15 protein-coding genes are annotated in these 14089 nt (G+C 69.8%); 10 read left to right on the top strand and 5 right to left on the bottom strand.

The window, feature by feature from the left end:
• Window positions 1-74 precede the first annotated feature (74 nt).
• Together AB8P05_RS21350 and AB8P05_RS21345 are read right to left on the bottom strand one after the other, a co-directional pair.
• The gene (locus AB8P05_RS21350) at window positions 75-482 is read right to left on the bottom strand and encodes a hypothetical protein (RefSeq protein WP_472760259.1); all 408 of its coding nucleotides are present in this window, start codon (window positions 480-482) and stop codon (window positions 75-77) included.
• A 225-nt stretch (window positions 483-707) separates the two neighbouring features.
• The gene (locus AB8P05_RS21345; RefSeq protein ID WP_472760258.1) at window positions 708-1154 is read right to left on the bottom strand and encodes a response regulator; all 447 of its coding nucleotides are present in this window, start codon (window positions 1152-1154) and stop codon (window positions 708-710) included.
• A gap of 228 nt (window positions 1155-1382) precedes the next feature.
• Here AB8P05_RS21345 and AB8P05_RS21340 point away from each other — a divergent pair, with 228 nt between their 5' ends.
• Window positions 1383-1601 (top strand): hypothetical protein, encoded by a 219-nt coding sequence (locus AB8P05_RS21340; protein WP_455174359.1) that lies wholly within the window; start codon window positions 1383-1385, stop codon window positions 1599-1601.
• Between the two features lie 16 nt (window positions 1602-1617).
• On the opposite strand, the gene AB8P05_RS21335 is transcribed toward AB8P05_RS21340, so the two are convergent.
• Window positions 1618-2400, bottom strand: a complete 783-nt coding sequence (locus AB8P05_RS21335; protein ID WP_455174360.1) for an oxepin-CoA hydrolase, alternative type — start codon at window positions 2398-2400, stop codon at window positions 1618-1620.
• On the bottom strand, window positions 2397-2834 hold the full coding sequence (locus AB8P05_RS21330; protein WP_472760257.1) for a PaaI family thioesterase: 438 nt from the start codon (window positions 2832-2834) through the stop codon (window positions 2397-2399). Before AB8P05_RS21330 ends, AB8P05_RS21335 begins: the two co-directional genes overlap by 4 nt.
• Before the next feature lie 199 nt (window positions 2835-3033).
• Here AB8P05_RS21330 and AB8P05_RS21325 point away from each other — a divergent pair, with 199 nt between their 5' ends.
• From AB8P05_RS21325 to AB8P05_RS21285, 9 genes are all read left to right on the top strand, one after another.
• Window positions 3034-3741, top strand: coding sequence for a glutathione binding-like protein (locus AB8P05_RS21325; RefSeq protein ID WP_472760256.1), 708 nt, complete (start codon window positions 3034-3036; stop codon window positions 3739-3741).
• 179 nt (window positions 3742-3920) lie between these two features.
• Window positions 3921-5192: a GNAT family N-acetyltransferase gene (locus AB8P05_RS21320; RefSeq protein WP_472760255.1), complete on the top strand. Its 1272-nt coding sequence runs from the start codon at window positions 3921-3923 to the stop codon at window positions 5190-5192.
• A 17-nt stretch (window positions 5193-5209) separates the two neighbouring features.
• Window positions 5210-6397 (top strand): carboxylate--amine ligase, encoded by a 1188-nt coding sequence (locus AB8P05_RS21315; protein ID WP_472760254.1) that lies wholly within the window; start codon window positions 5210-5212, stop codon window positions 6395-6397.
• 10 nt (window positions 6398-6407) lie between these two features.
• Window positions 6408-7241 carry a metallophosphoesterase family protein gene (locus tag AB8P05_RS21310; RefSeq protein WP_472760253.1) on the top strand — a complete coding sequence of 278 codons (834 nt, stop codon included), beginning with the start codon at window positions 6408-6410 and terminating at the stop codon, window positions 7239-7241.
• A gap of 384 nt (window positions 7242-7625) precedes the next feature.
• Window positions 7626-8264, top strand: a complete 639-nt coding sequence (locus AB8P05_RS21305) for a hypothetical protein (RefSeq protein ID WP_472760252.1) — start codon at window positions 7626-7628, stop codon at window positions 8262-8264.
• A 14-nt stretch (window positions 8265-8278) separates the two neighbouring features.
• Window positions 8279-8944 (top strand): 5'-nucleotidase C-terminal domain-containing protein, encoded by a 666-nt coding sequence (locus AB8P05_RS21300; protein WP_472760251.1) that lies wholly within the window; start codon window positions 8279-8281, stop codon window positions 8942-8944.
• An 8-nt stretch (window positions 8945-8952) separates the two neighbouring features.
• Window positions 8953-11484 (top strand): ATP-binding protein, encoded by a 2532-nt coding sequence (locus tag AB8P05_RS21295; protein WP_472760250.1) that lies wholly within the window; start codon window positions 8953-8955, stop codon window positions 11482-11484.
• A 193-nt stretch (window positions 11485-11677) separates the two neighbouring features.
• Window positions 11678-13264: a tyrosinase family protein gene (locus AB8P05_RS21290; RefSeq protein ID WP_472760249.1), complete on the top strand. Its 1587-nt coding sequence runs from the start codon at window positions 11678-11680 to the stop codon at window positions 13262-13264.
• Between the two features lie 187 nt (window positions 13265-13451).
• Window positions 13452-13679: a hypothetical protein gene (locus AB8P05_RS21285; RefSeq protein WP_455174369.1), complete on the top strand. Its 228-nt coding sequence runs from the start codon at window positions 13452-13454 to the stop codon at window positions 13677-13679.
• A 7-nt stretch (window positions 13680-13686) separates the two neighbouring features.
• Here AB8P05_RS21285 and AB8P05_RS21280 read toward each other — a convergent pair whose 3' ends face one another.
• Window positions 13687-14025, bottom strand: a complete 339-nt coding sequence (locus tag AB8P05_RS21280; protein ID WP_149228134.1) for a DUF1491 family protein — start codon at window positions 14023-14025, stop codon at window positions 13687-13689.
• Window positions 14026-14089 lie beyond the last annotated feature (64 nt).

Here is a 14089-nt window from a genome sequence, read left to right as displayed (position 1 = left end):
TGCGACACCCCATGCAGAAAGAGAAGGGCGCGCGGTTGATCCGCGCGCCCTTTCCGTCTGTCAGGCCGACTGGATCAGCGGGCTGTGCTGCCGGTGCCGGACGAAGACCCGCCCATCGAACCGGACGGCTGCTGCGTGCCGATCGGTCCGTCGGAGCCGGTGCCCATCGAGCCGCTGTTGCCCAGGCTGTTCCCGCCCGTGCCGCTGGTCGAGCTGGAAGAGCCGGAGCCGGTCATCGAACCGCTGCCCGTCGTCGAGCCGCTGGAACCGCTGGAACCCGAGTTGCTGCTGTCCATACCGCCCATGCTGCCGCAGCCCAGTTGGTTGTTGGAGGTGCAGGGCGGATTGGCCTGGTTGGAGTTGGTGGTCGAACCGGTGCTCTTGGCGGCCGGGCTGCCGGAAATGGAGTTGCTGTCGGCGGCGAAGGCCGGGGCGGCCATCAGGGCCAGGGCGGTGGCGGCGCCGATCATCAGGCTCTTCATGACGATTCCTTTCGCTGTGCTGCCCGTCGACGCCGGTCAGGCGGCCGGACAGCCGTGGTTTGGGGAACATCGAATTCCGTATTCCAGGCCACCAACAGCGGCCGGGCGGAATGATCGCGCCGATTTCGTATCCGGCACCTTGCCGGAAGAGGCCGGAAAGCGCCGGAAACAAAAACGCCCGCCGAAGGGCGGGCGTTTCCGGATGCACGAGAGGCCGGGGGCCGGTCAGGCCGAGCGCGCCTTGGGAAGGCCGGCGGCGAAGGCGGCGGAACCGTGGAAGATCTCCAGCGCGTCCGGCTTGGACGAGGGGCGCAGGCCACCCAGGATTTCCCCGGCGGCGCCGATGGCCTGGACCAGCGCGTCCGGCATCACCGGCTTGCGCAGCAGTCCCATGGCGAAGCTGCGCGCTTCCGCCGCATGGTGATCGAAACCGGTCATCAGCAGCGAAGGAACGCCGTACTCCTCCCACAGCCGCCGGGCCAGAACGAGACCGTTCTCCCCGCCGGCGAGGTTGACGTCGACCAGCGCCAGGTCGGGACATTCGCGGGCACCGACCCGCGCGGCCTTGGCGGCATCGCGCAGCGGTCCGACCACGGTATAGCCCGCATTCTCCAGAACGGCTTTGACGGCCGGACCGATCAGCGGATCGTCCTCGACGACAAGCAACTTCAAGACGGCATGCTCCCTTGATTTACGGAGCGGGCTTATAGCCCGTCCCGTCCGGTTTTCGAAGCGTGTTCGGCTTCGATCCACTGAACCGCCCATGTTTGTCGCGGTTCCGTTCCGTTCAAGAGGTCGAAGGGGTACCCCCTTCCGATTAGGCGGACCAACTGAACGTCCGGCCTGGAAACATACACCATCGCCGGGTGTTTTACCCTTACGCGTGAGAGGAAGGAAACCATGGCATTCGTTGAGTTGACCGAGATATCGGGGGATACCGTTCTGGTGAACCCCGTTGCCGTCGCCTATCTGCGCAAGACGGCCGACGGCGGGACGGAGCTTCACTTCGCCGGGCGGGCGGAGCCGCTGCGGGTGCCGGGCGCGCCGTCCGACGTCGCGCTCGCCCTGGAGAACGCCGCCCCCACCCCGCCCGATCCCACCCTGTCCCTGCTGGCCTGACGGCCTGACGCCAAGCTCAGCCGCGCGGATAGTCGGGCGCCCGCTTCCCGAAGAAGGCGGCGATCCCCTCCGCCGCCTCCGCCCCGTGCAGAGCCTCGACGAAGAAGGCGGCCTCGCGGTCGAGCTGGTCGTCGGGCGAACCGAAACCGCTCTCGATCAGGCGCTTCGCCCGGCCGATGGCGAGCGTCGGTCCCTCGGCCAGCCGTTCCGCCCAGGCCGTCGCCTCGGCGAGAGCGGTGCCGGGCGCCACCAGCCGGTTGACGATGGCGAGCTGGGCCAGCCGCGCGGCGCCGATCCTGCCGCCCTCGAACATGATCTCCGCCGCCAGCTGCGGCGTCGCGGCACGGGCGAGGAAGGCCGACGCGCCGCCGTCCGGGTTCAGCCCGACCTTCACATAGGCCAGCGTGAACGCCGCATCCTCCGCCGCGACGATCAGGTCGCAGCCGAGCGCCACCGAAAAGCCCGCCCCGGCGGCGGCCCCCTCCACGGCGGCGATCACCGGCTTCGGGCAGGCCCGCATCGCGCGCGTCCAGCCATGGAAGCACTCCAGGCTGGCGCGGGTCACCGCAGGATCGGCCTTGGCGTTGCCGAGCAGCTGGCCCAGGTTGCCCCCGGAACTGAAGGTTCCGCCGGCCCCGGTCAGCACGACGGCGCCCACACCCGGATCCCCGGCCGCCCGGATCAGCGCGTCGCGCGCGGCGGCCATCATCTCCAGCCCCAGCGCGTTCTTGGTGGCCGCATCGTCCATGGTCAGCACCATCACGCGGCCCTGGCGCGCGACGGTCAGTTGTCCGCTCATAACTCGGTTCCCTCCTGGTTTTCGCTGCCCGGCCGGTATTTGAACATGCCTTCCGACGTGGCGATCAGGGCGCCGGTGTCGCGGTGGCGGATCTCCGCCGCCGCCCCGACGATCTTGCGCCCGCCGCCGCGCAGCCGGCCGGTGGCGACCAGCGTACCGGTGCGCGCCTGCCCCAGGAAGCTCGTCGACAGCGACAGCGTCACCACCCGCCGAACGCGGCCGGGAAAGGGACAATATGTTGCCGAGAATCCGGAAACCGTGTCCAAAAGCGTCGCCAGAACCCCGCCATGCACCACGCCGGCCCGGTTCAGGTGGCGGTCGTCGACGGTCATCACCAGCTCCGCCTCCCCCTCCTCCCAGCGACTCAGGGCATAGCCCAGCAGGCGTTGGAACCCCGATTCCGGTTCCCCATCGAGCAGATCGTCCACGTCCATGACCCCGTCCCATCGCGCAGCGGTTTCTTTGCGCCAAGTAAAGCCGGGACGGCGCTCCGGGTCCACCCGGCCGCGGCGTCCGGGGGTCTGCTCCGCGTCGCTGCGGGCTTGCCAGCCGGGACGAAGCGGTTAACCTTTGCCGCAAATCGCCTGCCTGAGAACCATGGGCCTGAAAACCGAATTCACTGGAGGGTTTGGGATGATCGACCTTTATTTCTGGCCGACGCCGAACGGCCACAAGATCACGATCTTTCTGGAGGAAGCCGGGCTGGATTACCGGTTCGAACCGGTGAACATCTCCAAGGGCGACCAGTTCAAGCCGGAATTCCTGGCCTTCTCGCCCAACAACCGCATGCCGGCGATCATCGACCGCGCCCCGGCCGACGGCGGCGAGCCGATCACCGTCTTCGAATCCGGCGCCATCCTGGTCTATCTGGCCGAGAAGACCGGCAGGTTCCTGCCCACCGACGTGCGCGGGCGCAAGACGGTGCTGGAATGGCTGTTCTGGCAGGTCGGCGGCCTCGGCCCGATGGCCGGCCAGAACCATCATTTCGTCCAGTACGCCCCGGAACGCATCCCCTACGCGATGGAGCGCTACGTCAAGGAGACCGGCCGCCTCTACGGCGTGATGGACAAGCGCCTTGCCGACAACGAGTTCCTGGGCGGAACGGAACTGTCCATCGCCGACATGGCCAGCTATCCCTGGATCGTCCCGCACCAGCGCCAGCAGCAGGACCTGGACGGCTTCCCCAACCTGAAGCGCTGGTTCAACGCGATCAAGGAGCGGCCGGCGGTGGTGCGCGCCTATGAAAAGGGGCAGGCCGTGAACCCCAGCGGCACGCCCACCGTGAACGACGAGAGCAAGAAGATCCTGTTCGGCCAGTCCGCCGAGACGGTGAAGCGCTGATCCACCCCAAAGCCGGCCCGGTTCCATCCGCCGGGCCGGCGTGTTGGTATAGTGTCGCAATCTTTTGCGACACCCGTTCGCGCCGGACAGGCTTTCGGGTGCCCCCGGCGTAGACGGGACCGTTTGTATGACGAGCGTGTTGTTTTCGGTAGGGAATATCTTCCGGAGACGCCGCGCCGATGAGCATCTGGCCCCGCACCGACTCCGACGGCATCGCCATCGACCCGGCGACCGGCACGGCCACCCAAATCAAAGCCCAGCCCCACACCTCCCTACCCCTCACCACCCACCCCTGCGCAATCGACATCGCACTGCATCCCCTGCCGTCCCTGGCGGAACTGGCGCGGTTGTGGGCGAAGGTGGAGGCGCGTGCGGAGTCCACCTTCTTCCTGTCCTGGAACTGGATCGGACCCTGGCTGTCGCAGATGCCGGCGGGCGTCGAGCCGCGGCTGCTGCTTGCCCGGCGGGGCGGCGAGCCGGTCGGGCTGGCGGTGCTCTGCCCGCGCCTGCGGCGGCGTCTCGGCCTGCTGCCCGGCCGCTGCTGGATGCTGCACGAGACGGGCGACCGCGGCTATGACCGGCTCTTCATGGAATACAACGGCATCCTCGCCGACCGCCGCTTCGCCGACGAGGTGACGGAGGCCGCCCTGCACTGGTTGGGCGAGGGGCTGACCGCCAACGACGAGCTGGTGCTGGGCGGGCTGACCCCGGCGGCGGAACGTGCCGCCCGGCGCGTGGCGGCGCGGACCGGCCATTCGCTGCAGGTCCGCATCGCCGATTCCGCGCAATGGGTGGACCTGACGCCGGTGAGGGCGAGCGGCGGCGATTTCCGCGCCGGGCTCGGCCGCAACACGCGGGCGGCGGTGAACCGCAGCGAGCGGCTCTACCGCGCCCGCGGCGGCCTGGACTACCGGGTCGCCACGACGGTGGAGGAGGCGCTGGAGGATTTCGCCGGACTGGAGGTGCTGCACCAGGCCGGATGGCAGGCGCGCGGTCAGGCCGGCGCCTTCGCCAACCCGGCCTTCCGCCCCTTCCACGAGCAATTGATCGCGCAGGGCGTGCCGAGCGGCGCCGTGCGCCTGTGCCGGATCAGCGCCGGCGGCCAGCCCGTCGGCTATCTCTACAACTTCGTCCACCGCAACCGGGTCCTGAACTACCAGGGCGGCTTCGCTTTCGAGGCGGACAACCGGCTGAAGCCGGGATTGCTCAGCCATGTGCTGGCGGTCGAGGACGCGCTGGCCCGCGGCGAGGACTGCTACGACTTCATGTCGACCCCGGCCGGGCACAAGCCGCTGCTGTCCAACGCCGAACAGCCGATGAACTGGCTGACGCTCGGCCCCGACCGGGTCGGCCGGCGGGTGGAGGCTCATGTCCGGCGGGCGCGCGGACTGATGGTCGATGCGGTCAAGCGGTCGCTGCGCGGCTGGACCGCGCCGGCCAAGGGCATCTGAAGGGGGAGGGCGTGCGAATGACCAAGAGGAAGACCGGGGCTCTCGCCTGCGTGCTGGGCGACATGGATCTGGTGCGCCCGCTGGGGCTGGCCGGTGTCTGCTGCGCCGTGGTGGGACCGCCCGGCGGCGCCACCGCCCATTCCCGCTTCACCGAGCGGCTGATCCCGTGGGAAGGCGGTTGCGACGGAGCGCTGGTGGACCGGCTGCTGCGCTTCGGCGCCGCCCAGCCCGACAAGCCGGTGCTCTTTATGGAGGAGGATGCCCAGCTGCTGATGGTGTCGCGTCATCGCGACCGGCTGGCCGCGGTCTTCCGCTTCGCGCTCGCCGACGGCGATCTGGTAGAGACGCTGGTCGACAAGGGGCGCTTCCAGGCGCTGGCGGAACGGCTGGACCTGCCGGTCCCGCGCACCCGGCGGCTGCGCCCGCTTCCGGGCAGCGAGGCGCCCGAGCTGGACCTGCGCTATCCCGTCATCGTCAAGCCGCTGACCCGCCGCCCGCCCTGGGACGAGATCGAGGGGCTGGGCAAGGCGATCCGGCTGGAGGGGCCGGAGGAGCTGCGCTCGCTCTGGCCGCGGCTGATCCCGGTCGGCATCGACCTGCTGGCGCAGGAACTGATCCCCGGACCGGAAACGCGGATCGAAAGCCACCATGTCTACATCGATGCCGGCGGTGCGGTGGCCGGCGAGTTCACCGGGCGCAAGATCAGGACCTACCCCGTCGATTACGGCCACAGCACCGCGCTGACCATCACCGACATCGACGGCGAGGGAGCCGATGTCGCAGCGCTGGGGCGGCAGATCGCCGCCCGCATCGGCCTCACCGGCGTCGCCAAGTTCGACTTCAAGCGCGATCCGGACGGCCGGCTGCACCTGCTGGAGATCAACCCGCGCTTCAACCTGTGGCACCATCTGGGCGCCGTCGCCGGGGTGAACCTGCCGGCCATCGTCCATGCCGACCTGACCGGCCGCCCCCGCCCCGCCCCGGCCAAGGCGCGGCCCGGCGCCTGCTGGTGCCATATCAGTAAGGACCGGCTGGCGGCGCGCGACAGCGGCGTCTCCACGGCGCATTGGCTGGCCTGGGTGGCGCGGTGCGAGGCGAAGGCGATCACCCCCGACGACCCGATGCCCTTCCTGCGCCCGAAGCTTGACCGGCTGCTCGCCCGCGTTCCCGGCATCGCCCGCCCGCCCCGCCTCGCAAAGCCGTGACTGCAAAGCCATGAAGATCGCCCTGATCTCCGACATCCATGCCAACCTGGAGGCCCTGCAGGCGACGCTGGACGCCATCCGGGCCGAGGGGGTGGAGCGCATCGTCTGCCTGGGCGACATCGTCGGCTACAACACCGATGCCGCCGCCTGCATCGCCCTGCTGCGGCAGGCGGGTGCGGTCTGCATCGCCGGCAACCATGACCGGGCGGTCACCGGCGCCATTGGGACCGAGGGGTTCAGCGGCCCGGCGGCGCGCGCCGTCGCCTGGACGCAACGGCGGCTGGACGGGGACAGCCGCGCCTTCCTGTCCGCCCTGCCGCTGACCGCCGTGGTCGACGGTGCGCTGGTCGCGGTCCACGGCGCGCTGCACCCGGAGGTGGGGAAGGAGCTGGTGCGGCTGGACGACGACGCCAAGCGCGTGCTGAGCCTCGGTGCGCTCGCCGCCCATCCGTCGGGGGTCCGGGTCTGCGCCTTCGGCCACACCCACCGCGCCGGGCTGTGGGAGTGGCGCGACGGCACGGTAAAGGCCATTCCCATAGACGGCGGCGCGACGCTGCGGCCGGATGCGCTCTATCTGCTGAACCCCGGCACGGTGGGGGAGCCGCGGGGGACGGACCAGCGCGCCTGCTTCGCCTGTTTCGACAGCGACGCCGGGCGCGTCACCCTGCACCGCGCCGCCTATGCGCGCCGTGCCACGCTCGCCAAGACTCGGCGGGCCGGGCTGGCGCCACGTTTTGCCGCAGTTCCGGCACCGTTGCGCATGAAGTTGATTGGAATTCTGCGGACTATCGGCGTGTACGAATGGCTGAAACGGGCACTTCCTTCCCGCGTGTCATCAATATGACAGTCCCGTAACGCGGCTTTGCTTCTACAGCGGCACCGAAATGCGCATAATCCGGCACGGGGGGCAATGGTGACGCCGGGCTATGGACAACATCGGTATTGGAAGCGGCGCTGCCGGCGGGATTTGCTCCCGGCCCGGCAGGACATTGTCATCCCTGATCGCTCCGCTCGCGCTGGGTCTTGCCCTGTGCCTCGCGTTCGGTGCCGCCCCGTCGCGCGCCCAGCAGGCTGATCCGGCGGCGAAGCCGCAGACGGGGAAAGCGGGACGGTCAAGCTGACCATCCTCTACGCCCAGGGCACCACCGACCTGGAACAGACCGGCGGGCGCGGCGGGCTGGCCCGGCTGGCCGGTGCGATCCGCCAGGAAAGGGGTGCCCACCGCCATGTGCTGGCCCTGCATGGCGGCCAAACGCTGGCGCCGTCGGTTCTGGCCTTCTACGACCAGGGCGCGCACATCATCGACCTGCTGAACGGCATGTCCATCGACGCGATGGCCGCGCTGAACCGCGAGTTCCACCATGGCGACGACCAGCTGAGCGCCCGTGCCTTCGAGGCCGGCTTCCCCATCGTCACCACCAACACGGTGGACCGCGCGACCGGCCGCACGCCGGACGGCCTGGAGGACGCGGTGGTGCTGACCGCCGGCTCCCTGCGCATCGGCGTTCTGGCCGCGACGCCGGTTCTGACGCGGGAAACCACCCGCACCCAGCGCACGGAGTTCCGCGATCCCGTCGCCGCGCTGACCGCCAAGGCGGCGTCACTGCGGGCGGAAGGGGTCGATCTGGTGGTGGCGATGACCGGCTATGCCGGCGACACCCACCGCAGCATCCTGGCCGCCCGCCCCGCCGACATCGTGCTGTACCAGGACCGCAACCGCCCCTTCGCCGTCGATTACGATGGTCGGTTCCTGTCGGCCACCGTCGGTCCGCAGGCGGGCTGGGTGCTGGCGCTCGACCTGACGGTGCAGCGGACGGCGCAGGCGGACGGCAAGGCGCAAGTGACCTGGGCGCCCTCCCCCGACTGATCGACACCGCCGCGGTGGCGCCCGACGCCGCAACCGACATCCAGGCCAAAGCCTATGCGGCACGGCTGGACACCCTGCTGAAGATGGAGGTGGGACGTCTCACCGGGCCGATCGACACCCGCAAGGAGGCGGTTCGCACCGGCGAGAACGCCTTCGCCAACGCCGTCGTCGACATGCTGCGCGCGGCGATGGACGCCGACGTGGCGCTGATCAACGGCGGCGGCATCCGCGGCGACCGCAGCTATCCGGCCGGCGCCCTGCTGACCCGCCGCGACATCTATACCGAGCTTCCCTACCACGATGTCGGCGTGGTGCTGGACGTCAGCGGGCAGCAGCTGTGGGACGCGGTGGAAAGCGGCGTTTCGGCGGTGGAGCAGCTTCAGGGCCGCTTCCCGCACCTGTCCAACGCCCGCGCCGAGATCGACCTCGGCCGGCCGCCGGGCCAGAGGTTGCGCAGCCTGTCGGTCGGCGGCAAGCCGGTCGGCCTCTCCACCCGCTACCGGCTGGCGACCAGCAGCTTCCTCGCGGCCGGGGGCGACGGCTACGGCATGCTGGCCGGCGCGCCGCGGCTGGTGGAGGACCGCAATACCGACTTCGTGTCCACCCAGCTCATCAGCCAGATCGCCCGCGACGGGGAATTCGTTCCGCGGCTGGACGGCCGGATGACGGTGAGGCGGTGATGGACGGCATGGCTTCCACCATCGCGCAGAGCCCGCCGCGGCCCGCCGCCCTGATCCCGCCGGGAGCCCAACCGGGGGCCCAGGCGGACATGCGGCCGGCGCCGCAGTTCCCGCCGCCGAACCGGGCGCGCCGTTTCGGCATCGCCGTGCGCATCACGCTGGGGCTGTCGGTGATGGCCCTGCTGGTGGTGCTGATCGGCGGGGTGTCGATGTCCTCTTTCCGCCTGTTCCGGGCGGAGGTGACGGCGCTTTCGACCAACACCCTGCCGGAGGTGATCGCCAGCGCCGACCTGCACGGTTCCCTGCAGAAGCTGGTGGCGCAGCTGCCGCAGCTCGCCGCCGCCTCCTCGACACCGCAGCGCCGCTCCATCTATGACGGGCTGGTGACGGAGCTGGATTCGATGCAGCTGCTCGTCGCCCGCATGCGCGGACTGCTGAAGGAGGACGGAACCGAGGATGGCGAGCGCGACGGCAATGTCCGCCTGCTGGAGCAGACCCGCTCCACCCTGCTGATCCTGGCCGCCACCGTCGCCGACCTGAATGCCGAGGTCACGCGCCAGATCGAACATGGCGACCGCCAGGCCGAGGCGGCGCGGGGCTTGAGCCGGCTGGCCGCCTCCATGGAGTCCATGCCCGACACCGGCGCCTGGGCCGCCCGCATCGGCGCCCTGATGGCGCGGGCGGCCGGCGCCACGCAACTGGACCATCTCAGCCGCCTGAAGGGCGAGGCGCGGGCGGCCGAACGCACGCTGGCCGAACTGGCCCTTCTGTCCGGCACCGTGCCGGACCCGACCGGCCAGATGATGTCGACCGTGCAGGAGGAGCTGTTCTCCCTGCTGATCGCGCCGGGCGGGCTGTTCCACAGCGCCATCGACCGGCTGCAGGCGCGCAACCGCGCCCAGGCCCTGACCGGTCAGGCCCGCGTCCTGGTGGAGACGGTCGAACGCTCCACCCGCGCGCTGTACGATTCCATCCGCGACCGGTCGGCCGAGCGCACAGACGCCCTGGCCCAGCTGATCGCCGAGCGGTCGCGCACCGTGATGATGCTGGCCGGCGCCTCGATCATCCTGGCGGTCTGCGTCTACTTCATCTTCCGCCGCTTCCTGTCCTCGCGGCTGGTGGCGATGAACCGGGCGGTGCTGGCCCGGCTGTCGGCCGGTCATGGCCAGATCGGGCGGGAAAGCGGGCGGGATGGCGCCCGGCCGCGGACCGACGGGGCGGCCGCACCCGATCCGGCGGCGCAGGGCGCCGTGCCGGTGCCGGTGGACGGCGACGACGAGATCACCGACATCGGCGCCTCCATCCGCTATTTCATCGAGGAGATCGACCGACGCCAGCGGGCGCTGGCCGAAAACGAGCGGCGGTTCCGCGATCTCGTGGAAGGGTCGATCCAGGGCATCATCATCCACCGCGACTTCCACCCGCTCTATGCCAACGACAGCTTCGCCACCATGCTGGGGCTGACGGTGGCCGAGGTGATGGCCCTGCCGTCCCTGCTGTCGCTGGTGCCGGTGGAGGAACGCAACGGGCTGATCGACAATTACGACCGGCTTCTCGACGGCGGAGCGGCCACCCCGCGCCGCCGCATCCGCGCCTGCCGGCCCGACGGCGGCAGCCTGTGGGTGGAGTTGACCGGCCGGCGGGTCGACTGGATGGACGGTCCGGCGATCCAGGCGGTGGTGGTCGACGTCACCCGCGAGGTGGAGGCGGAGAATGCGCTGGTCCAGTCGCGCGACGCCGCCGAACGCGCGCTCTGCGAACTGAAGGCGACCCAGGCCAGCCTGATCCAGGCGGAGAAGATGGCGTCGCTGGGCCAGCTGGTCGCCGGTGTGGCGCATGAGGTGAACACCCCCATCGGCATCACCATCACCGGCGCTTCGCAGCTGCAGGCGCTGATCGAGGAGCTGTCGGACCGCCACGCCGCCGGCGCGCTGAAGAAGTCGGATTTCCAGCGTTTCCTCGGCGACGGGATGGAGATGGCCAACCTGATCCTGTCCAACAGCACCCGCGCCGCCAATCTGGTGCAGAGCTTCAAGCTGGTCGCCGTCGACCAGTCCAGCGACGAACGCCGCGCCTTCCTGCTGCGCGACTATATCGACGAGCTTCTGCGCAGCCTGCATCCGACCTACAAGGCGCGGGCGGCGCTGAGCATTTCCGTCGACTGCCCGGTCGACCTGGAGCTAGACGGCTATCCGGGCGCGCTGTCGCAGATCCTGACGAACCTCATCATGAACGCGCTGATCCATGCGCTGGACCCGGAACAGCCCGGCCGCATCGCGATAGCCGCCCGGCCCTGCGCCGGCGACATGGTGGAGCTGACGGTGGCCGACGACGGCAACGGCATCGCGCCGGAGGTTCTGCCGAAGATCTTCGACCCCTTCTTCACCACCCGCCGCGGCAGCGGCGGCAGCGGGCTGGGGCTGCACATCGTCTACAATCTGGTGACCGGCCGCCTGCACGGCACCATCGGGGTGGAGAGCCACCCCGGCCAGGGCACCCGCTTCACCCTGCGATTCCCCCGAGTCATCGACGCCGCCTGAGAAAGGCCCGACACCGGCGGCACGCGCGGGCCTGCCGGAACATGCCCGCGCATGTCCGCCGGCAACCGAAGAGCGTCCGGTCCAGGCCGCCGGCCGAAAAGGCGTGCAAACCGTCAGTTTCCTATACAAGCTTCCAGAGTTCTTCTCGTTATAAGGGAGCTTGTCCAAAATGAATTTCACTCGGCGCGATTTTATGGCCTCCGCCGCTGCCGTTGCGGGCGCCTCCATGCTGCCCGTCGGCCCGGCGCGGGCCGCCACGGCCAAATACATCCGCTACAGCGCGACCAGCGAGGAAGGCAAGGCGATGCTCCGCAGCTACGCCGTCGCCGTCCGCCGGATGGTCGACCTGCCGCCGGACCATCCGCACAACTGGTTCCGCAACGCCTTCGTCCATTTCATGGACTGTCCGCACGGCAATTGGTGGTTCTACGTCTGGCACCGCGGATATGTCGGCTATTTCGAAGAGACGGTGCGCAAGTACAGCGACAGGCCCGACAGCTTCGCCTTCCCCTACTGGGACTGGACGGTGCTGCCGCAGATCCCCGGCGAGATGTTCGACGGCGCGCTGACGCCGGTCAGCGAAAGCTTCCTTCCCTATACCAAGGACCTGAACACCTTCACCGCCTACATCAAGCCGGCGATGAAGAAGTATTGGGGCACGCTGAACGCGGCGCAGCGCAAGCAGCTGGACATTCGCGGCTACAGCAGCTTCGACAAGCTGTGGGACGATGTCACCGGCTGCAGCCACGGCACCTGCGATCCCGGCAACGAAGCCTTCGCCGCGACGAAGCGCGCGCGCTACCTGACCCGCGAGAATCCGAAGCTGGACGACAAGACGGCCAAGGCCTGCTCGCCGCACACGGTGCTGACCGGGCTGCTGCCGGTCGACTACTACAATCAGGACGCGACGCGCAGCTTCACCAGCTCCAAGACGGTGTCGCACAACGTCATGCCGGGCAAGGACACCCAGTTCTCGGTCCTGGAAGGCCAGCCGCACAACCTCGTTCACAACTATATCGGCGGCGTCGGCCCCTGGGATCCGGGTCCCTACGGCAACATGACCAACTTCCTGTCGCCGGTCGATCCGGTGTTCTTCCTGCACCATGCCAACATGGACCGGCTGTGGGACGTGTGGACGCGCAAGCAGCAGCGGCTGGGCCTGCCGATCCTGCCGACCGACAAGGAGGAACTGTCGCAGCTGTCGCGCGAGCCCTTCCTGTTCTTCGTCCGCGCCGACGGCAGCTATGTGCTCGACGGCCGGGCCGGTGACTATCTCAGCACCGAGCGGTTCCAGTATGAGTACCGGCACGGCTTCGGCGACGTGGAAACGGCCCAGGTGGCGGCGGCCAAGCCCTCCGCCCCGGTTTCCGCCGCGGTCAAGGGCACGGTGGCGAAGAATGTCGGCTCCGTCCAGCTGTCGGCCGCTTCGGCGGGCCCGGTGGTGATGGCGGTCAAGGTGACGCGCCCGTCCGGCAAGTCGGCCCCGCGAACCTTCGATCTGCTGATCAACGCACCGGCCGGCGTGACGAAGGTGGAGGCCGACAGCCCCTATTACGGCGGCACCATCGGCTTCTTCGGCCCGGCGATGCACGGCATGGCGGACGACGCGACCTTCACCCTGCCGCTGCCGCAGGCGACGCGCACCGCCGCCCTGGCGGCGAACTCCGCCGGGCAGGCCGCAGCGCCGGCTCCGACCACGCTGGAGGTCCGACTTGTCCCCACCCACAGCCCGACCGCCGCGGCAGCCACCATCAAGGGAGTCTCGCTCCAGACCCTGTAGGCTGTCGGGAGCCATCCTGCTCGCGGCGCTGGTCCTTGCCGGCCAGCCCGCAGGCGCGGACCCGGCACGCACGCCTTCCCTGCCGGACGGGAACGGCGAGACGACGCTCGCCCTGCCGCATCCGCTGCGGCAGGGCGAGGCCGTCGTCCTGGCGGTGACCGTGGGCCGTATTTCCCGAGGGCAGACGGTGGAGATCACCACGGCGGACGGCCGTCCCATCGGCACGGCGGCTCCCTTCGGCCCCCAGCGGGGTCAGGGTGCGGGGACCTTCACCATTCCGGTTCCGGCCGATGCCGTGCGTGACGGCCGCCTCGTCCTTCGCCTGCGTGTCATCACCCACGACAGCCCTCCCCGCCCACCGACGGCGGAGGAGGTGCCGGACCTGCGGCTGTCCATTCTCGGCCCGCCCCGCTGAGGGACGGTCAGCGCACCGGTCCCTCGAACCAGTGGCGGCCCTGGCGGTCCTCCACCTCGACCACCCAGACGTCGGGGTCGTAGCGGGTCTGGCGGGCGATGTAGGCGTCGGCATCGGCCTCCGGCACCGGATCGGGGCCGGTGCCGCGCGCCCAGAACAGGCGGTCGCCGTCGCCCTCGCGGGTCTGGACCAGCACGGTGAAGCTGCGGTCGAGCCGGTTCAGCTTCAGGATCACCGTCCCGCGGCTGGGGTCGCCCTTGCGGACCACGGTCATCGCCACCCCCTGGGCATCGGCGGCGCGGATATGGGCCGAAACCCAGAGATGCGTCGGAAGACGGTCGTCCATTCCCGTTTGCGGCTCCTGTTCGGGGATCATGCCCCGCCTGACAGCGATGTCGGCACTCGCCCTG

Source organism: Azospirillum sp. VT-I1 (assembly GCF_055698305.1).
Note: the sequence above shows the minus strand (reverse complement) of the source record. Positions and strands in the feature narration are given on the sequence as shown.

What these genes read in the sequence shown, in the direction of transcription:
- AB8P05_RS21350 (WP_472760259.1), bottom strand. Translation starts at nt 482, where the DNA reads ATGAAGAGCCTGATGATCGGCGCCGCCACCGCCCTGGCCCTGATGGCC.
- AB8P05_RS21340 (WP_455174359.1), top strand. Translation starts at nt 1,383, where the DNA reads ATGGCATTCGTTGAGTTGACCGAGATATCGGGGGATACCGTTCTGGTG.
- AB8P05_RS21335 (WP_455174360.1), bottom strand. Translation starts at nt 2,400, where the DNA reads ATGAGCGGACAACTGACCGTCGCGCGCCAGGGCCGCGTGATGGTGCTG.
- AB8P05_RS21330 (WP_472760257.1), bottom strand. Translation starts at nt 2,834, where the DNA reads ATGGACGTGGACGATCTGCTCGATGGGGAACCGGAATCGGGGTTCCAA.
- AB8P05_RS21325 (WP_472760256.1), top strand. Translation starts at nt 3,034, where the DNA reads ATGATCGACCTTTATTTCTGGCCGACGCCGAACGGCCACAAGATCACG.
- AB8P05_RS21320 (WP_472760255.1), top strand. Translation starts at nt 3,921, where the DNA reads ATGAGCATCTGGCCCCGCACCGACTCCGACGGCATCGCCATCGACCCG.
- AB8P05_RS21315 (WP_472760254.1), top strand. Translation starts at nt 5,210, where the DNA reads ATGACCAAGAGGAAGACCGGGGCTCTCGCCTGCGTGCTGGGCGACATG.
- AB8P05_RS21310 (WP_472760253.1), top strand. Translation starts at nt 6,408, where the DNA reads ATGAAGATCGCCCTGATCTCCGACATCCATGCCAACCTGGAGGCCCTG.
- AB8P05_RS21295 (WP_472760250.1), top strand. Translation starts at nt 8,953, where the DNA reads ATGGCTTCCACCATCGCGCAGAGCCCGCCGCGGCCCGCCGCCCTGATC.
- AB8P05_RS21290 (WP_472760249.1), top strand. Translation starts at nt 11,678, where the DNA reads ATGGCCTCCGCCGCTGCCGTTGCGGGCGCCTCCATGCTGCCCGTCGGC.
- AB8P05_RS21280 (WP_149228134.1), bottom strand. Translation starts at nt 14,025, where the DNA reads ATGGACGACCGTCTTCCGACGCATCTCTGGGTTTCGGCCCATATCCGC.